This is a genomic window from Pseudomonas sp. FW305-70, from assembly GCF_058783925.1.
Genome location: NZ_JBYSYZ010000014.1, coordinates 119,713 through 137,816, shown reverse-complemented (window position 1 = coordinate 137,816; position 18,104 = coordinate 119,713). Strand labels below are relative to the sequence as shown.

13 protein-coding genes are annotated in these 18,104 nt (G+C 60.7%); 6 read left to right on the top strand and 7 right to left on the bottom strand.

What is annotated here, in order from left to right; genetic code table 11:
• Both AC3WN7_RS13720 and pap read right to left on the bottom strand, forming a co-directional pair.
• The coding region (locus AC3WN7_RS13720; RefSeq protein ID WP_102674468.1) for a thiolase family protein at positions 1–1,154 on the bottom strand (1,154 nt) is incomplete at its 3' end.
• A gap of 102 nt (positions 1,155–1,256) precedes the next feature.
• The gene (gene pap, locus AC3WN7_RS13715) at positions 1,257–2,780 is read right to left on the bottom strand and encodes a polyphosphate:AMP phosphotransferase (protein WP_095966333.1); all 1,524 of its coding nucleotides are present in this window, start codon (positions 2,778–2,780) and stop codon (positions 1,257–1,259) included.
• A 185-nt stretch (positions 2,781–2,965) separates the two neighbouring features.
• Here pap and mnmC point away from each other — a divergent pair, with 185 nt between their 5' ends.
• The 5 genes from mnmC to AC3WN7_RS13690 all read left to right on the top strand — a co-directional run bounded on the left by mnmC (position 2,966) and on the right by AC3WN7_RS13690 (position 10,416).
• Positions 2,966–4,945 (top strand): bifunctional tRNA (5-methylaminomethyl-2-thiouridine)(34)-methyltransferase MnmC2/FAD-dependent 5-carboxymethylaminomethyl-2-thiouridine(34) oxidoreductase MnmC1, encoded by a 1,980-nt coding sequence (mnmC, locus tag AC3WN7_RS13710; protein WP_102674467.1) that lies wholly within the window; start codon positions 2,966–2,968, stop codon positions 4,943–4,945.
• Positions 4,946–5,115: 170 nt separating this feature from the next.
• Positions 5,116–6,888, top strand: coding sequence for an N-acetylglutaminylglutamine amidotransferase (locus tag AC3WN7_RS13705; RefSeq protein WP_102674466.1), 1,773 nt, complete (start codon positions 5,116–5,118; stop codon positions 6,886–6,888).
• 3 nt (positions 6,889–6,891) lie between these two features.
• Positions 6,892–8,640 carry an N-acetylglutaminylglutamine synthetase gene (gene ngg, locus AC3WN7_RS13700; protein WP_102674465.1) on the top strand — a complete coding sequence of 583 codons (1,749 nt, stop codon included), beginning with the start codon at positions 6,892–6,894 and terminating at the stop codon, positions 8,638–8,640.
• A 156-nt stretch (positions 8,641–8,796) separates the two neighbouring features.
• On the top strand, positions 8,797–9,987 hold the full coding sequence (locus AC3WN7_RS13695) for an osmoprotectant NAGGN system M42 family peptidase (protein ID WP_102674464.1): 1,191 nt from the start codon (positions 8,797–8,799) through the stop codon (positions 9,985–9,987).
• Positions 9,988–10,188: 201 nt separating this feature from the next.
• Entirely contained in the window at positions 10,189–10,416 is a 228-nt protein-coding gene (locus AC3WN7_RS13690; RefSeq protein ID WP_003199186.1) for a YheU family protein, read from the top strand.
• A gap of 4 nt (positions 10,417–10,420) precedes the next feature.
• On the opposite strand, the gene csrA is transcribed toward AC3WN7_RS13690, so the two are convergent.
• The 3 genes from csrA to AC3WN7_RS13675 form a co-directional block, all read right to left on the bottom strand.
• The gene (gene csrA, locus AC3WN7_RS13685) at positions 10,421–10,606 is read right to left on the bottom strand and encodes a carbon storage regulator CsrA (protein ID WP_015093958.1); all 186 of its coding nucleotides are present in this window, start codon (positions 10,604–10,606) and stop codon (positions 10,421–10,423) included.
• A gap of 154 nt (positions 10,607–10,760) precedes the next feature.
• Entirely contained in the window at positions 10,761–11,093 is a 333-nt protein-coding gene (locus AC3WN7_RS13680; RefSeq protein ID WP_008004345.1) for a YnfA family protein, read from the bottom strand.
• A gap of 64 nt (positions 11,094–11,157) precedes the next feature.
• Positions 11,158–11,973 carry an SDR family oxidoreductase gene (locus tag AC3WN7_RS13675; RefSeq protein WP_095966328.1) on the bottom strand — a complete coding sequence of 272 codons (816 nt, stop codon included), beginning with the start codon at positions 11,971–11,973 and terminating at the stop codon, positions 11,158–11,160.
• A 284-nt stretch (positions 11,974–12,257) separates the two neighbouring features.
• On the opposite strand from AC3WN7_RS13675, the gene AC3WN7_RS13670 reads away from it, so the two are divergent.
• Entirely contained in the window at positions 12,258–12,410 is a 153-nt protein-coding gene (locus tag AC3WN7_RS13670) for a DUF3309 family protein (RefSeq protein ID WP_018606531.1), read from the top strand.
• A 72-nt stretch (positions 12,411–12,482) separates the two neighbouring features.
• On the opposite strand, the gene AC3WN7_RS13665 is transcribed toward AC3WN7_RS13670, so the two are convergent.
• Positions 12,483–13,847, bottom strand: a complete 1,365-nt coding sequence (locus AC3WN7_RS13665) for a DUF1552 domain-containing protein (RefSeq protein ID WP_102674463.1) — start codon at positions 13,845–13,847, stop codon at positions 12,483–12,485.
• A gap of 2 nt (positions 13,848–13,849) precedes the next feature.
• Positions 13,850–17,971: a DUF1592 domain-containing protein gene (locus AC3WN7_RS13660; protein ID WP_102674462.1), complete on the bottom strand. Its 4,122-nt coding sequence runs from the start codon at positions 17,969–17,971 to the stop codon at positions 13,850–13,852.
• Positions 17,972–18,104 lie beyond the last annotated feature (133 nt).

The window sequence follows — 18,104 nt, the reverse complement described above, 5'->3', positions numbered from 1 at the left end:
CCCATCCCCCCACCCACGCACATGGTGACGATGCCGTACCGCAGATTGCGCCGCTGCAACTCACGCACAAGATGCCCGACCTGACGCGAGCCGGTCATGCCGAACGGGTGGCCGATGGAAATCGAGCCGCCGTTGACGTTGTACCGGGCGTTGTCGATTTCCAGGCGATTACGGCTATAGAGGCACTGCGAAGCGAACGCCTCGTTGAGTTCCCACAGATCGATATCGGCAACTTGCAAGCCTTTGGCCTTGAGCAGTTTCGGCACCGAAAACACCGGGCCGATGCCCATCTCGTCCGGCGCGCAACCGGCCACGGTAAAACCACGGAAGAACGCTTTCGGCTTGAGCCCCAGTTCCAGCGCCTTTTCCAGGCTCATCACCAGGGTCATGGACGCGCCGTCCGACAGTTGTGAAGAGTTGCCGGCCGTGACCGAGCCATCTTCGGCGAACACCGGTTTCAAGCCGGCCAGGCTTTCCAGTGTGGTGTCGGGGCGGTTGCAGTCATCGCGGTCGACGATGCCGTCGAGGATCTGTACCTGGCCGGTCGCCTTGTCTTCGACGCGGTACTTCACCGCCATCGGCACGATTTCATCAGTGAACAGCCCGGCGGCCTGAGCCTCTGCGGTGCGCTGCTGGCTTTGCAGCGCGTACAGGTCCTGCTCTTCACGACTGACGTTGTACCGACGTGCGACGATTTCAGCCGTCTGGCCCATCGGGAAGTAGATACCCGGTACCTGCTCCTTGAGCAGCGGGTTGATCAGGTTGTCGGTGTTGACGCTTTTCATGGTCAGGCTGATGGACTCGACGCCACCGGCGACGATGATGTCGCTGCAACCCGAAGCGATCTGGTTGGCGGCGATGGCGATCGCCTGCAAGCCCGAGGAACAGAAGCGGTTGAGGGTCATGCCGGCCGTACCGATGCCCAGGCGCGACAGCACCGCGACATTGCGCCCGATATTGAAACCCTGCGCGCCTTCGTTGGAACCGGCGCCAACGATGCAGTCCTCGACGCTTGCCGGATCGATACCGGTGCGCGCCAACAGGGCATCGACGCAGTGTGCCGCCATGTCGTCCGGGCGGGTCATGTTGAATTTGCCGCGAAAGGATTTGGCCAGGCCGGTCCGCACGCTGTCGACGATCACCACTTCACGCATGGCATACCTCATTGTTGTTGTCGGTTGAGAGTGGACCGAGCATAAGTCCAGCCCTTCACCGACCGCGACAATCATTCACCCCGCGTATGCGTAACCATCGCCTCAATCCTTGTCCTTCTGCTTCTTGCGCTCATGCCGGTCGGCTTTTTCGAAAGCCTCCTCCAGCGCCCGATTGATGGTGCGCAAGACTTTGACTCGCGCCCAGCGCTTGTCGTTGGCCTCCACCAGGGTCCATGGCGCAATCTCGGTGCTGGTACGGTCAACCATGTCGCCGACCGCTGCGCGATAGTCATCCCATTTTTCACGGTTGCGCCAGTCATCTTCAGTGATCTTGAAGCGCTTGAAGGAAATCTTTTCGCGTTCCTCAAAACGCTCCAGTTGCGTCTGTTTGTCGATGGACAGCCAGAACTTGACCACGATCACACCGGCGTCGGTGAGTTGTTCCTCGAAGTCGTTGATTTCACCGTAGGCACGCAGCCAGTCTGCCGGGCTGCAAAACCCTTCGATGCGTTCCACCAACACCCGGCCATACCAGGAGCGGTCGAACACGGTGAACTTGCCCCGGGCCGGGAGGTGCCGCCAGAAGCGCCACAGATAGGGTTGCGCCCGCTCCTCTTCAGTGGGGGCGGCAATCGGCACGATGCTGTATTGGCGCGGATCGAGCGCCGCCGCCACCCGGCGGATCGCCCCGCCCTTGCCTGCCGCGTCGTTGCCCTCGAACACCGTCACCAGTGCATGGCGACGCATGCGTTTGTCACGCATCAACCCGGAAAAACGCGCCTGCTCGGTGATCAGCTGTTCTTCGTAATCCTCCTTGTCCAGGTGCAGGCTCAGGTCCAGGCTGTCGAGCAGGTTCACTTGATCGACACTGGGGAACACTGGCGCGGCACTGACCTTTTCCGGATGGATCGTCGGCCGCTGCAATGCGCCCTGCAGGCCCGCCAGCAGAATCCGCCCCACGGCCAGACTGCGATAATGGGCATCCGCCCCGGCGATCACATGCCAGGGTGCATAGACGCGACTGGTACGGCGCAGCACCCGCTCGCCATACTTCACGAACCTGTCATAGGTTTCCGATTGCTGCCAGTCCAGCGGGCTGATGCGCCAGCTGTGCAGCGGGTCGTCGGCCAACGCCTTGAGCCGTGCCTTCATCTGCTTCTTGGAAAGGTGAAACCAGAACTTGAAGATCAGCGCACCTTCATCGCAGAGCATCTTTTCCAGGCGCTCGGCGCCATTGATCGCCTGGTCCAGCCGCGGATCCTTGAACTCGCCATGGACCCGCCCCTGCAGCATCTGGCTGTACCAGTTGCCGAAGAAAATCCCCATGCGCCCCTTGGCCGGAAGCATCCGCCAGTAGCGCCAGGCCGGTGGCCGCGCCAGTTCTTCGTCAGTTTGCTGATCAAAGGTACGGACCTCGATCAGGCGCGGGTCCATCCACTCGTTGAGCAACTTGATCGTCTCGCCCTTGCCGGCACCTTCGATGCCATTGATCAAAATGATCACCGGAAAGCGGCGTTGCTGCTGCAATTCGAACTGCGCTTCGAGCAACGCCTCGCGCAGGGCCGGTTCTTCGGCGTCGTAGGTTTCTTTGTCGATGGCGTGATCGATTTCAGCGGATTCGAACATGGATGGCTCCCTTCCAGATGTGAGCAAGACTAGCGGAAGTTGATGTCGAGCGATGCCGCCTGGATCAAAAGATCGCAGCCTTCGGCAGCTCCTACATGATTACGCCGATCTATGTAGGAGCTGCCGAAGGCTGCGATCCTTTAGCGATCGGCTAGAATGGCGACCTTGCCGTTGCCGAGCCTGCCATGAAACCTGTATTGCCCCACGCCCAGCTCGACTGGGACGACCAAGGTCGCCCGTATTCGCGAGTGTTCGATGATGTGTATTTCTCCGACAAATCGGGGCTGGACGAAACCCGCTACGTGTTCATCGAACAGAACCGTTTGGCGGAACGCTTTGCGGCCTTGCCCAAGGGCGGGCGGCTGGTCATCGGTGAAACGGGGTTCGGCACCGGGCTGAATTTCCTGTGCGCCTGGCAGGTGTTCGAGCAACACGCCGTGGCCGGTGCGCGACTGCATTTTGTCAGCGTCGAAAAGTACCCGTTGAGCCCGGCCGACTTGCAACGTGCCCTGGCACTGTGGCCGGAACTCAAGGTGTTTGCCGATCAACTGCTTGAGCAATACGTAGCCATCCATCAGGGCTTTCAGCGCCTGACGCTGGACCACGGCCGCATCACCCTGACCCTGCTGATCGGCGACGCGCTGGAGCAACTGCCCCAACTCGACGCCCGGGTCGACGCCTGGTTCCTCGACGGTTTCGCTCCGGCGAAAAACCCGGACATGTGGACCGCCGAACTGTTTGCCGAACTGGCGCGCCTGGCCGCGCCCGGTGCATCCATCAGCACCTTCACCAGCACCGGTTGGGTGCGGCGCCTGCTCAACGCCGCCGGTTTCAAGATGAAACGCACCCCGGGCATCGGCCACAAATGGGAAATCCTGCGCGGCGAGTTCCTCGGCTGGCCCGACGACGTACCCGCCCCGGCGCCCGACAAACCCTGGTTTGCCCGACCTGCACCGCCGAGCGGCGAACGCCGGGCACTGGTGATCGGCGCCGGGCTGGCCGGTTGTGCCAGCGCCGCCAGCCTGGCTGCACGGGGCTGGCAAGTGACGTTGCTGGAGCGTCACGACGACATCGCCCGGGAAGCTTCGGGCAATCCGCAGGGCGTGCTCTACCTGAAGTTATCGGCGCATGGCACGGTGCTGTCGCAAATGATCGTCAGCGGATTCGGCTACACCCGACGACTGCTCGAACACTTGCAACGGGGCCGCGACTGGGACGATTGCGGCGTGTTGCAACTGGCCTTCGATGCCAAGGAAGCCGAACGCCAGGCGCAATTGGCGGCGGCGTTTGCGCCGGACCTGGTGCACCTGGTGGATCAATCCGGGGCGCAGGCCGTGGCCGGGATCGGACTGGCACAGGGTGGCCTGTTCTATCCGCAAGGCGGCTGGGTCCACCCACCGGCGCTGTGCCAGTGGCAGGCCGGGCATCCGCGGGTTCAACTGCTCACGCATTGTGATGCGCTGGAACTGCGCAAAGTCGAGGATCAATGGCAAGCCTGGAACGGCGAGCAATTGCTTGCCAGCGCACCCGTGGTGGTCCTCGCCGGTGCTGCGGACATCCAGCGTTTCCCCGAGAGTGCCGGGTTGCCGCTCAAACGCATTCGCGGGCAAATCACCCGCCTGGCGCAAACGCCGCAAAGCCAGGCCCTGAGTACGGTGGTGTGCGCCGAAGGTTATGTCGCTCCCGCACGCCTGGGCGAACACACCCTGGGGGCCAGTTTCGATTTCAACAGCGATGACCTGACGCCGACCACGGCTGAACACCTGGGCAACCTGACCATGCTCGAAGAGATTTCCCACGATCTGGTCGAGCGCCTGGAGATTGACCACCTCGACCCCGAGAGCCTCCAGGGGCGCGCCGCGTTTCGCTGTACCAGCCCCGACTACCTGCCAATCGTCGGCCCCTTGGCCGACACCCAGGCCTTCGCTCAGGCCTATGCCGCGCTGGGCAAGGACGCCCGGCAGGTGCCGGACGTCGAATGCCCGTGGCTCAACGGCTTGTACATCAACAGCGGCCACGGCTCGCGCGGCCTGATCACCGCGCCGCTGTCCGGAGAACTGCTGGCCGCCTGGCTGGACAACGAGCCCCTGCCCTTGCCCAGGAGCGTGGCCGAAGCCTGTCATCCCAACCGGTTTGCGTTACGGCGCCTGATCCGGGGCAAATAGTCGATACCGCCGTCGAGAGCGCCCGCACAGCGGCTCTCGGCCCGGGTTTCGCCCTCTTATAACTCATCGATATAAAACTCCCCTTGCCGAGGCGGGTCAGTTTCTGAGTACCCGCCATTTTGGCGCGGTATCGATTGACCCTCCCCAACGGAAAAACCGGTAAGGAATTTATGTGCGGATTAGCTGGCGAGTTACGTTTTGATCATCAACCTGCAGACCTTGCAGCCGTTGAACGAATCACCCATCACCTGGCCCCTCGCGGCCCCGACGCCTGGGGATTTCATAGCCAGGGGCCGGTTGCCCTGGGCCATCGGCGCCTGAAAATCATGGACCTGTCGGACGGCTCGGCGCAGCCGATGATCGACCCGCAATTGGGCCTGTCCCTGGCCTTCAACGGCGCTATCTACAACTTTCCGGAACTGCGCGCCGAGCTTGAAAGCCTGGGTTACTCCTTCTATTCCGGTGGCGACACTGAAGTCCTGCTCAAGGGCTATCACGCCTGGGGCGAAGCCTTGCTGCCGAAACTCAACGGTATGTTCGCCTTTGCCGTTTGGGAGCGCGATGCCCAACGCCTGTTCATCGCCCGCGACCGTCTTGGCGTAAAACCCTTGTACCTGTCGCGCACCGGCCAGCGCTTGCGCTTTGCCTCAGCACTGCCGGCATTGCTCAAGGGCGGCGACATCAATCCGCTCCTCGATCCGGTGGCGCTCAATCACTACCTGAATTTCCACGCCGTGGTCCCCGCACCGCGCACGTTGCTGGCGGGCATCGAAAAACTGCCGCCAGCGACCTGGATGCGCATCGAAGCCGATGGTCGCACCGAGCAGAAAACCTGGTGGACCCTGGCCTACGGCCCCCACGACGACGAGAAGAACCTGACCCTCGAAGACTGGCGCGACCGGGTGCTCGACAGCACCCGCGAAGCCGTCGCGATTCGTCAGCGTGCGGCGGTCGATGTTGGCGTGCTGCTGTCCGGTGGTGTCGACTCGAGTTTGCTGGTGGGCCTGTTGCGGGAAGTCGGCGTGGACAATCTGTCGACCTTCTCCATCGGTTTCCAGGATGCCGGCGGCGAGCGCGGTGACGAGTTCCAGTACTCCGACCTGATCGCCCGGCACTACGGCACGCACCATCACCAATTGCGCATCGATGAAAAAGAGATCATCGAACAACTGCCCGCCGCGTTCCGCGCCATGAGCGAACCGATGGTCAGTCATGACTGCATCGCGTTCTACCTGTTGTCCCGCGAAGTGGCCAAACACTGCAAGGTCGTCCAGAGCGGCCAGGGCGCCGACGAACTGTTCGCCGGCTACCACTGGTACCCGCAAGTGGACGGTGCGAGCGATCCCTATGCCGCGTACCGCGACGCGTTTTTCGACCGCAGCTACGACGACTACGCGGCGACCGTGCAGCCCAAATGGCTGACCGCCAATGACGCCGCCGGTGACTTCGTCAAAGCCCATTTCGCCCAGCCCGGTGCCGATGCGGCAGTGGACAAGGCCTTGCGTCTGGACAGTTCGGTGATGCTGGTGGACGACCCGGTCAAACGCGTCGACAACATGACCATGGCCTGGGGCCTGGAAGCGCGCACGCCGTTTCTCGACTACCGCCTGGTGGAGCTGTCGGCCCGGATTCCGGGGCGTTTCAAACTGCCGGACGGCGGCAAGCAAGTCTTGAAAGAAGCCGCGCGCCTAGTGATTCCCAGTGAAGTGATCGACCGCAAGAAAGGTTACTTCCCGGTGCCGGGCCTCAAGCATTTGCAGGGCGATACACTGGAGTGGGTGCGTGAGTTGCTGCTCGATCCGAGCCAGGATCGCGGCCTGTTCAACCCGGCAATGCTCGACCGTCTGCTGACCGATCCCCAGGGACAGTTGACGCCGTTGCGCGGCTCCAAGCTGTGGCAACTGGCGGCCCTCAACCTGTGGCTCAGCGAACAAGGAATCTGACCGATGAAACCTCACGCCACGGCTTTCAGCCAACGCCTGTTGCGCGGCCAGTCGCCTTCCTACGAACGTTTGCAGGCACGCCTGGCCGAGGATGGCAGTGAACTCGGCGCCGCACCGATTGCGGTGCATTGCGGTTGGGGCCGCTTGTTGATCGGCCACACCTTTGCCGATGCGGCGAGCCTGGCCGCGGAGTTGCTCAACGAGCAGCCCGGCGAACGGGACATCGCGCTGTACGTCGCCGCGCCCCAGCAGGTGCTGGGGCTGGAGCCGGCGCAGCTGTTCCTCGACCCGTCCGATACCTTGCGCCTGTGGTTCAGCGACTACCGCCAGGCGACCCGGGTGTTTCGTGGATTTCGCATTCGACGCGCACAGAGCGACGCCGACTGGCAGGCCATCAACCAGCTGTACCAGGCGCGCGGCATGCTGCCGATCGATGCCACCCTGCTCACTGCGCGCCACCTGGGCGGCCCGGTGTACTGGCTGGCGGAAGACGATGACAGCGGCGCGGTCATCGGCAGCGTCATGGGCCTCAATCATGCTAAAGCCTTCAACGATCCGGAACACGGCAGCAGTCTCTGGTGCCTGGCGGTCGACCCGCATTGTGCGCGGCCGGGCGTCGGCGAAGTGCTGGTGCGGCATCTGATCGAACACTTCATGAGTCGCGGTCTCGCTTACCTCGACCTGTCCGTGCTGCACGACAACCGCCAGGCGAAAAACCTGTACGCCAAGCTCGGTTTTCGCAACCTGTCGACCTTCGCCATCAAGCGCAAGAACGGCATCAACCAGTCGCTGTTTCTCGGGCCGGGCCCCGAAGCCGCCTTTAATCCGTACGCCCGGATCATCGTCGAAGAAGCACACCGTCGCGGCATCGATGTGCAAGTCGATGACGCCGATGCCGGAATGTTCACCCTCAGCCATGGCGGGCGCCGGGTACGCTGCCGCGAATCACTGAGTGACCTGACCAGCGCCATCAGCATGACCCTGTGCCAGGACAAGAGCCTGACCCACAAGGTGCTCAAGGCTGCCGGGCTGAACCTGCCCGTGCAGCAACTGGCGGGCAATGCCGATGACAATCTGGCGTTCCTGGATGAGCACCGGCGCGTGGTGGTCAAACCGCTGGACGGCGAACAGGGCCAAGGCGTGGCGGTCGACTTGCAGACCATCGAAGAGGTGCAGCACGCCATCGAGGCGGCCCGCCAGTTTGATAGTCGCGTGCTGCTGGAAAGCTTCCACCAAGGCCTCGACCTGCGAATCCTGGTGATCGGTTTTGAAGTGGTCGCGGCCGCGATTCGCCGGCCGGCCGAAGTGATCGGCGATGGCCAGCACTCCATCGGCCAGTTGATCGAAGCCCAGAGCCGGCGCCGACAAGCGGCCACGGGTGGCGAAAGCAAGATCCCGCAGGACGCGGAAACCCTTCGCACCTTGCAGGCGGCCGGATACGACTACGGCAGCATTCTGCCGGCCGGTGAGCATCTGTTTGTACGGCGTACGGCGAATCTTCATACCGGCGGCATTCTCGAGGACGTCACGGCGATCCTGCATCCGACGCTGCTGGATGCGGCTGTACGGGCCGCTCGGGCGCTGGACATTCCCGTGGTCGGCCTCGACCTGATGGTGTCCGCCGCTGACCAGCCGGACTACGTGTTTATCGAAGCCAACGAACGGGCCGGGCTGGCCAACCACGAACCACAGCCGACGGCGGAGCGATTTGTGGATTTGTTGTTTCCCCACAGCCAGCCGGTGGTTTCTTAGTGATGTGTTGTCTGGACCGGCCCCTTCGCGAGCAAGCCCGCTCCCACAGGGGAATGCAATTAAATGTGGGAGCGGGCTTGCTCGCGAAGACGGACTGACAAACAACACAAATCCCTCATCGAAACCATCGATGCGCTCAACTCATCAGGAGTTTCCATGACCAGCAAAATCCCCGAACCGGACCTCGGTTACCTGCAAAAAGTCCTGTTGGAAATGCTCGCCATTCCCAGCCCCACCGGGTTCACCGACACCATCGTGCGCTACGTCGCCGAGCGCCTTGAAGAACTCGGCATTCCCTTCGAGCTGACCCGTCGCGGCACCATCCGCGCCACGCTCAAGGGCAAGAAAAACAGCCCCGACCGCGCCGTTTCCGCCCACCTGGACACCATCGGCGCGGCAGTGCGTGCGGTGAAGGACAACGGCCGCCTGGCCCTCGCGCCGGTCGGTTGCTGGTCCAGCCGCTTTGCCGAAGGCAGCCGGGTCAGCCTGTTTACCGACAACGGCGTGATCCGTGGCAGCGTCTTGCCGTTGATGGCGTCCGGGCACGCGTTCAATACCGCCGTGGATGAAATGCCGATCAGTTGGGATCACATCGAATTGCGCCTGGACGCCTACTGCGCCACCCGCGCCGACTGCGAATCGCTGGGCATCAGCGTCGGCGATTTCGTCGCCTTCGACCCGTTGCCGGAGTTCACCGAAAGCGGCCATATCAGCGCCCGCCACCTCGATGACAAAGCTGGAGTGGCCGCGCTGCTGGCGGCCCTCAAAGCCATCGTCGACAGTGGCGAAGAACTGATGATCGACTGCCATCCGCTGTTCACCATCACCGAGGAAACCGGCAGCGGCGCCGCGGCGGCGCTGCCCTGGGACGTCAGTGAATTCGTCGGCATCGACATCGCTCCGGTCGCGCCAGGCCAGCACTCCAGCGAGCATGCGGTAAGCATCGCGATGCAGGACTCCGGCGGGCCGTATGACTATCACCTATCGCGTCACCTCCTGCGCCTGGCCAGCGACAACGACCTGCCGGCACGCCGCGACCTGTTCCGCTACTACTTCAGCGACGCGCATTCGGCGGTCACCGCCGGCCACGACATTCGCACGGCCCTGCTGGCCTTCGGCTGCGACGCCACCCACGGTTACGAACGCACCCACATCGACAGCCTCGCCGCCCTGAGCCGCCTGCTCGGTGCCTACATCCTCAGCCCGCCGGTGTTTGCCAGCGATGCGCAACCGGCCAAGGGCTCACTGGACCGGTTCAGCCATCAGCTCGAACATGACACGCAGATGGAAAGCGATACGCGGGTGCCGTCGGTGGACAGCCTGGTGGGGCAGCGGTCGGAGAGTTAAGTCAGACTCTTCATTGCCTGACAGATCGCCTTCGCGAGCAAGCCCGCTCCCACAGTGACCGAGTTACTTCCATGAAAATGCGGTCGAATGTGGGAGCGGGCTTGCTCGCGAAGGCGTCAGACCAGACAACACATCAGCCCCAGGCTAGCCGCAACAGCCCAATCGCCGTAGCATCGCGCCATTGATCCGACCGAGGTGCCTATGCTGATCCCCCACGACCAACTTGAAGTCGACACCCTCACCCGCCTGATCGAGGATTTCGTGACCCGCGACGGCACCGACAATGGTGACGACACGCCGCTGGAAACCCGCGTTCTGCGCGTGCGCCAGGCGCTGACCAAGGGCCAGGCACTGATTGTCTTCGACCCGGAAAGCGAGCAATGCCAACTGATGCTCAAGCATGACGTGCCCAAGCACCTGTTTGACTGAAGCTTCAGCGTTCCTTGGTTTTCGCCAGTTTGTTCTGAATGCGTTCATAGATTTCGGCGCGGTGCACATTGACGTCCTGAGGCGCCTCGACGCCAAAGCGAACGTGGTTTCCGTTGATCGCGAGAACGCGCACGCAAATGTTGTCACCGATGGAAATGGTTTCGCCCACAACGCGACTGAGTACGAGCATAAGGAGTGTCCTTCAGGGATTACTGGCCCCTGAAGATGCCCGGCCCGCCGTACGCCTACAATGCTCCGACAGCAAACCGGACCGGACTGACAGCCCCTGAACCACCCCGCTGACGGAAAAGTCCGACAAGCCGGGTGATTGTAGGGACGAGCTGTCAGGACGCGGAGAATCGCGGCCCGAACAGGATGATACTCGCGCCAATCACACACAACGCCACGCCGAGCCAGTCCGAACCCAGCGGACGAATCCGCTCGACCACGGCCAGCCAGCCAATCGAGGCAATGATGTAGATGCCACCGTAGGCAGCGTAGGCGCGGCCGGCGTAGGTGGCCTCGATACGGGTCAGCAGCAGGGCGAACAGGGTCAGGCTGAGGAGCGCCGGCACCACCCACCACATGCTTTTACCCTGGCGCAGCCACATCCAGAAGGCGAAGCAACCGGCAATTTCGAACAGCGCGGCGAGGAAAAACCACAGGTAATTGAGCATGCAAGCGTCTCGCAAGGATGGCCGATGGCGGCCACCCTAACGACCGTGCTGCCTGCGGGCAAGATCAGCTTGCGGATTGCCTGGCCTTGGCGCGCATTTTGTCGGCCATGACGGTCATTTCGTTGTAGAGCAATTGCGGGTTCTTCTGCTTGATCGCCCAGGCCATGCGGCCCTGTTCGTGGGGCAGGATCATGAACTCGCCGGCAGCGACCTGCTGGTAGATGTAGTCGGCGATGTCGGCAGCGCTGATCGGCGAGCTTTCCAGCAGCTTGCCGACCTGGGCCTTCATGGCCGGGGTCGGGCCGCGGAAGGAGTCCAGCAGGTTGGTCTGGAAGAACGACGGGCACACCACATGTACGCCGACTTCCTGATGCGCCAGCTCGATCAGCAGGCTTTCGGACAACGCCACCACGCCCGCCTTGGCCACGTTGTAGTTGCTCATCGCCGGGCCTTGCATCAGCGCGGCCATGGAGGCGATGTTGATGATCTTGCCTTTGCTTTGTTCCAGCAGCGGCAGGAAAGCCTTGCAGCCCTTGACCACGCCCATCAGGTTGATTGCTATCTGCCAGTCCCAGTCCTCCAGGGACAACTCACTGAAGAAGCCGCCAGAGGCCACACCCGCGTTATTGACGATGACATCGATGCCGCCGAGCTTGACCTCACAGGCCTGGGCAAACGCCGTCAGTTGGCTGTAGTCGCGCACGTCGCAGCGCTGGATAAAACCATCGCCACCGGCTTCACGGACCAACTTCAGGGTTTCCTGCAAACCGGGCTCGCTGACGTCCGACAAGGCCAGTTGCCAGCCTTCACGCGCCCAGCGCAACGCGATTTCGCGACCCAGGCCAGAGCCTGCACCAGTGATCATCATGCGATTTTGCATAGCAAACAGCCTTGTTGTTCTCGGAAGATGCATCGAGTGTAGCGAAGGAAGTTGCCCGACCCACGCTCCATCAGATTGCTGAATGGCCCGAGCAAACCGCGGGCGCGCCACAAGCAACTAAGGCAATCACAAAAGAAATAAGAACCTGTCCGAAATACTTCAAAAAAACTTGGAATTTTCCTGCAGTCGCATGAGTCGGAATTTTTAAGCAGCTCGAATTTACTTCATTCCCGCTGACCTGATTGGCACGGTCATTTCACTGCATTTTCGACAAGGAAAAAGACATGGGCACAATACTGATCATCATTCTGATCCTGTTACTGATCGGGGGTTTACCGGTCTTCCCGCACTCCAGAAGTTGGGGTTATGGCCCGTCCGGAATCATCGGCGTCGTATTGGTGGTGCTGTTGATCCTGCTCTTGCTCGGCAAGATATGAAAGTCTGACAAGCAGATAGAAACCAGCGAAAAAGACGATGCCAGTCCATCTGACTGGCATCGTTGTTCGGATTCACACGTTAGTGAATATCCCGCTGAGGGGATTGATATTGCCGCCGTAAGGCACGCTGGTTCCGGCTGCCTTGGCTACGGTTGCCCAGATACGCTGCATGTCGACGAAATGCTGGCCGATCACCGGGTTCCCCGCGTGGTGCTTTTGATCGGCTTGCGACGTAATGTTGAAGTACCGTCCCGAACCGTCCCCGCTTTTCAACAATCCGCTCGCCCCCCCCATTAACAACATCGGCATATCGATCATGTGTTCAGGGGATCCATCGGCCATCTCGCTGGTGAGTACGACGAGTGTATGTTGGAGCAGATTGTCGCTGGGCACGTGCGGGTCCTGGTACCGGGCCAGTTCATCCATAAACAGTTTGACCTGCCGAACGTACCATTGCCGCGTTCCCTTCCAGAGTTCTTGCCCGGAGCGACGGTGAGCACAATCGTGGGGATTTCTCTCGGGACTGACATCAACGATATTGAGCGACTCCGCCGAGCGCCCGATCTGAAGGGTGACGACCCGGGTTATCCCGCAACCCAAGGCGGTGGCCACCACTTTGTGGTGATCCGCCTGAATGCGGGTGCGGTGCGCTGCCGATCTGTAATCCAGAGGCTCGAGTGTCACCGGCTCACATGCCCCCACGGGCGGCCGTGTTTCCTCCAGGTCCTTGATGACCTGCTCCACCGAGTCGAGATGGGTATCAAGCTTTTGCCGCTCTGCGGTAGAAAGCCTGGCTCTGAGTTCCCGGATATCCACCAGGGATGCCTCCAGCAGCGCACCGGCACCAGGCTGTAGTGCGCGCCGAGTCCGAGCGGGCGACTTGAACAATGATTCAGCCATCAGCATTGGGTCACGGTAGGGGGTACGAATCGAACGTCCCTGAAACGACACAAACCAGGGCGTTCCATCGATTCCGGCGTGGGGGCCGGCAAACAGACTTCGGTGGGACGGCTCAGTGCCCGGCAGCGCTTGCCCCAGCAACACGTCAATAGACGATTGACTCTTTTGACTGTCACGCAATACCCAGTTCCAGCCATCATGACCCACGTTCCCCGGCCCCAGAATAATCCCGCGCAGGTACAACGACTGGTTGCGATAGGCGGCCAGCTCTGAACTGACTTCATTGAGCGTAAAGGCCGTGGTATCCATCCCCTGTGCAGTGGGGTGCCACAATCCGCGCCCATCACCAAAAGCACCGCCATTGTAGGAGTCCACCGCCAGTCCGTCGGGGACCACCACAAACACGACTTTCAACCTGGCTTGCTGTGTTTGCCCGGCCAAAGCCATGCGCGCCAAACCGAATTGAGTCAGAGGACCGTAGACACCTGCCGCAGCCATGCCCGCGAGAAAACGCCGACGACTTTTCAAAATGCCCATGATCAATTCCTCTCGGTTTTGTAGATGAACGCCTTGGAAGTCCCCAGGGTTCGCAACATTTCTGCCAGGGAGCCTGAAGTTTTCAAGCCATCGGCAATCGCCTTCACTGTCCCGGAGGTCGATTCATCCGATTTGTTGCCGAACACAAAGCGGAAGTAACTGTCGGCCATGCAGAACTGTGATGCCGGGTTACGCGAGACAATTCTTGCGACATCCCGGACATCATCGACCTGCTCGGTGCCGGCCAGACTGATGAACGGACCGGAGGCCTTGATCGGCAACATCTGCGGATACTGGTTATAGTTGTGGGCCTTTTCCTGAGTGCGATAACGACCAGCCGCGTCGTAATGCTCCATCGACGACCCTGTGTCATTCATGTATTGATGGCACTGCCAGCAGCGTCCACCTGAAGCTTGCTCGCCGTTGACCAGGTCCCAATGCTCACGGGTGGTAATGGCGCGAGGCGGATAAACCGGTTCAGTCGGATCGGCCTCCACCGGGGCACCGAACTCACGGCAGAACATCTGCTCACGAATCATGACTCCACGCTTGACCAATGAGGTGCTCACCAAGTCTGACGTGGCAGCTTGAGTCAGCCCCAGATGCAACAACCCTCCCCGTTTTTCGTCCACCACGACCTTTTGCATCGTGCTGCCTGTGACACCGCTGATGCCATAATGCGCGGCCAGGTCCTGATTCAAATAGGTGTAGCCGGGGTTGAACAACTCGTTCAGGGTGCCGGAACCCAGCAGCATGTTTTTGCTCAGCAGATACTGCTCCTGCGTCATGAGCTCAATCATGTGCCTGGTCAGTCCCGGTTTTTCCTGGACGCCTCGAACCGTTTTGACGTAATAGCTGACGAAGCGGTTGAACTGCTCGATGCCGCGATCGGTTTGCATCATTCGCTGAATTTCTGCAGCGATCTGTTGCGAGGTCTGCAGTTCGTTACGCTGCGCCTTGGCCAGCAGCTCAACATCCGGCGTCGTGCCCAGGAACCCGTAAGAGAGCGCAGTGGCTACCTCGAACGGTGTGAGCTGATACACCTTGCTTGCCGATGCTGACTCCACTCCCAACTCCGAGCGATAGAGAAAGTTCGGCGACATCATCAGAGCGGTGATTGCAGCCGGCGCCCCTTGCTCGTCGAGGATTTTCTGGTACCGCAACCGCTCGGCGTCAGTGACAGGCCGTCGGAACAACTGATAGCCCAGGGAGGTGACCAGATCGGTGCCTGCCCGGGAGGTTGCCAGCGCGCTCAACCGCGACGGCGAAACCTTTTCTGCCACCGACAATGCCATGTCGTAAAACAGTTTGACGTCCTCTGCCTGCAGAACGCCCATGTTCGCTTCCCCAGGGTACTTGAAGTCTTTTTCGGACTTGTCGGCCGGCAGCTTCTCGGGATTGACTTCAACACCCAGAATGTCCAGGACGGTGGCGGCATACTCATGTGGCGTCAGCAATCGCAACTGCCGCGCGCCATAGGATTCGTCCTGATCCAGGTAAGGTTTCCAGACGACGTCGAACAAGTGATTACTGATTTCAGTCGCACAGGTGGTGTCGCAATGCCCTGAAACCGGCATGGTCTTGATTTGTTTGACCAACGCGTCCCGACCCGCCACGCTCCAGAGCAAGGCCTTACTCGCGCTGTTGAAGTACTCGACCGCATGGCACTTGGTACAGGCTCCCGCCAGGACCGTTTCACCCAGGTTCTCGACATGCTGGTAAGTGACGAGTGGCAGCTGCCGGTCCTGGCTGGACTCATCAATCATCACCGGCTCCAGTTCCGGCTCCGGTTTTTCCTTCGAGTAAAACGGGTAGATCACCTTGTACTTGCCATAGTCGAGGAGCTGTTCCGTAGTCCCGCCCCATGGAATGTTTATGACCTTCGGCTCAGCATGACTCTGATCCTCGTTAATCAGGCTGACGTGCCATTGGGCATCGGTGACAGAAACAGGCCTGGCCGGTGCCTTGATCGTCACCTTGACCTCAAGCTTGACCGGCCGCTCGCGATAACGCAGGTTGATCGTATGAGTCTTGCTGGTTTCCGATAGCGTTAACGCTGTGTTGCGCACCTCGGGAATCCAGTTTTTCACATCATTGAGGCGCAACTGATACTCACCATACGCCAACCCATTGAGAACCAGCGCGGACTCATTGTTTAACGGATTCCATGAAATTTGCACCAGTCGACTATTGCCGTCGGGGGCAATCAGATAACCACTGATCATTTCGTTTTCCAGGCCGGGAGGTGACAGCATTGGACGTAATGCCAACTGCGTCTGCGGCAACCCGGTCGCGTCATAGCGCACGCGATAGATGACCCCGGCGACGTCGTCGCTGATCAGCAGGCTGCCATCCGCCAGTTCAAGAAACTCGACGGGGCGCCCAATGCACGAGCTGTCCAGGCAATAGACATCAAATCGTTCCGGGTCCTGCACAAATCCATTGATCAGCGGGATCTGGTTGACCACGCGCGTACCGTCCTGGATGGTCAGCATTTGTATGTCCATGCCTGGACGGGCAGTGGAGCCCGCACCATGCACGGCAACCAGCAAACGCTGGGTCCTTTCAGTGGCCGGGTAACCTGACCAGAACTTGACCCCGAGCGGCGCCGTGTTGGTGCCCGACTCAAAAGCTGCCGGCACATAATCAGCGGGGTTGATCTGCTCGAGCGACTTGTCGGACACAATGGCACCGGGCACCAGCGGCGGCTGGATCACACCCGGGTTGAGGTACTCCTCCTGGGTGAATCCGGGCGTGTCCTTGCCAAACCGATAAGGCACGCCGAAATGCAACCCGGGGCTGCGGATAAAGTTGACCTCGTCAGGGTTGGGGAAGCCTTGGCGATTATTGTCACTGAACCATATTTTGCCGTCCTTGGGGTTCCAGTCGAAGCCGACAGAGTTACGCACCCCCGAGGCCAGAATCTCGGACGCCCCCGTTTCCGGGGAGTAGCGCAAGACCGTCCCATAGCGCTTGTCGGCAGGAATCATGCACAAGTTGCACGGAATGCCGACCGCTGTATAAAGCCACTTGTCTGATGGATCGAGTGGATTGAAGCGCAAGGGGTGCTTCATGTGCCAGATGCGAGTGTTGGAACCGGACGACAGAGGGGGCAAGGGAAACAGGTTGTCGTCTGCCGGAAAGCTGAAGACCCGTTCGGGTTTCGGGTCTTTGTAATGATCGTCCGCGTTACGCAAGCGATACAGCCCCCCCGTGGTCGAGTAATACAGATCACCGTCGCGATACGCCACGCCGTGAGGCTCTTCCAGACCGCTGGCAATCACATGAATGCCCGTCGGTTTACCCGCCCCATCCAGTGGCAACGCGTAGATCATGTCGCCGATTTTTCCGCCATAGACGTACGAAGGGATTGCGCTGGAGCCGACATACAATACGTTCTTGCCCATGGTCATCTGCCTGGGTTGTACAAGACCCTGGGCAAACAGCTCGATTTTCACCCCCGGCAAACCACTGAGCTTGCTCACATCCACCGGTGGGCGATACGTCACCGTCACGGCTTGCTCTGCCCCTTGCGCCTCCTTGAACGTGACAATGCGCGGCGTGTTCAGCGGGATGTATCCATCGGCGCTGTTCATCACCAATTGGTAGTCGCAGGCTTTCAGATTATCGAGATGGATCGTTTCGCTGGCCTTCGCCCTGATCGAAATTTCTTCGGCCTTGCAGCGCAAGGTTCCGGTGACGATCTGATCAGCGCGAGCGACACCGGGCACCGCCGGTTTCAGGGGTGCTTTGCCGCTGAGGGTGGCAAAGCTCAGCGTCAGGCGATTGCCCTCGAAGCCACCGCATTCACCGAGGTCCTTCCATGCGTCTTTCCAGTGGTTGGTTGGAAGGAGCGGCTCATAGGCCGGTTGCCTGCACCATTGCCAACTACCGATACCAAGCGGTGCCTCGTCGTCTTTCCAGCATTCAAACTGTCGGCCGGCGTGCTGTACCTGTTGTCCTTGTTCATAGGGCGTGTTCTTCGCATAAGCGGGAGCGGTACAGGACTGAGGTGAGGGCGTGGACTCTGATGTTCTGGTGAACGCCACCCAAGCGATGACAGCGGCGAGCGCCACCAGACACGCGAGCCACAGCAAACGAAGCACACCGACAGACTTGTTCATGAAGCGAGCCTCACTCGTTAGACAAGTGCTTCAACCCACTGGACAAATCTGTTGATTCAATGTCCTGCGGCGAACCACCTGAACCGAAGCGGCAGGCCAGAAAAGCGCCAAAGCCACCCCCGGCGTTTCTATT

What these genes read in the sequence shown, in the direction of transcription:
- pap (WP_095966333.1), bottom strand. Translation starts at nt 2,780, where the DNA reads ATGTTCGAATCCGCTGAAATCGATCACGCCATCGACAAAGAAACCTAC.
- mnmC (WP_102674467.1), top strand. Translation starts at nt 2,966, where the DNA reads ATGAAACCTGTATTGCCCCACGCCCAGCTCGACTGGGACGACCAAGGT.
- AC3WN7_RS13705 (WP_102674466.1), top strand. Translation starts at nt 5,116, where the DNA reads ATGTGCGGATTAGCTGGCGAGTTACGTTTTGATCATCAACCTGCAGAC.
- ngg (WP_102674465.1), top strand. Translation starts at nt 6,892, where the DNA reads ATGAAACCTCACGCCACGGCTTTCAGCCAACGCCTGTTGCGCGGCCAG.
- AC3WN7_RS13695 (WP_102674464.1), top strand. Translation starts at nt 8,797, where the DNA reads ATGACCAGCAAAATCCCCGAACCGGACCTCGGTTACCTGCAAAAAGTC.
- AC3WN7_RS13690 (WP_003199186.1), top strand. Translation starts at nt 10,189, where the DNA reads ATGCTGATCCCCCACGACCAACTTGAAGTCGACACCCTCACCCGCCTG.
- csrA (WP_015093958.1), bottom strand. Translation starts at nt 10,606, where the DNA reads ATGCTCGTACTCAGTCGCGTTGTGGGCGAAACCATTTCCATCGGTGAC.
- AC3WN7_RS13680 (WP_008004345.1), bottom strand. Translation starts at nt 11,093, where the DNA reads ATGCTCAATTACCTGTGGTTTTTCCTCGCCGCGCTGTTCGAAATTGCC.
- AC3WN7_RS13675 (WP_095966328.1), bottom strand. Translation starts at nt 11,973, where the DNA reads ATGCAAAATCGCATGATGATCACTGGTGCAGGCTCTGGCCTGGGTCGC.
- AC3WN7_RS13670 (WP_018606531.1), top strand. Translation starts at nt 12,258, where the DNA reads ATGGGCACAATACTGATCATCATTCTGATCCTGTTACTGATCGGGGGT.
- AC3WN7_RS13665 (WP_102674463.1), bottom strand. Translation starts at nt 13,847, where the DNA reads ATGGGCATTTTGAAAAGTCGTCGGCGTTTTCTCGCGGGCATGGCTGCG.
- AC3WN7_RS13660 (WP_102674462.1), bottom strand. Translation starts at nt 17,971, where the DNA reads ATGAACAAGTCTGTCGGTGTGCTTCGTTTGCTGTGGCTCGCGTGTCTG.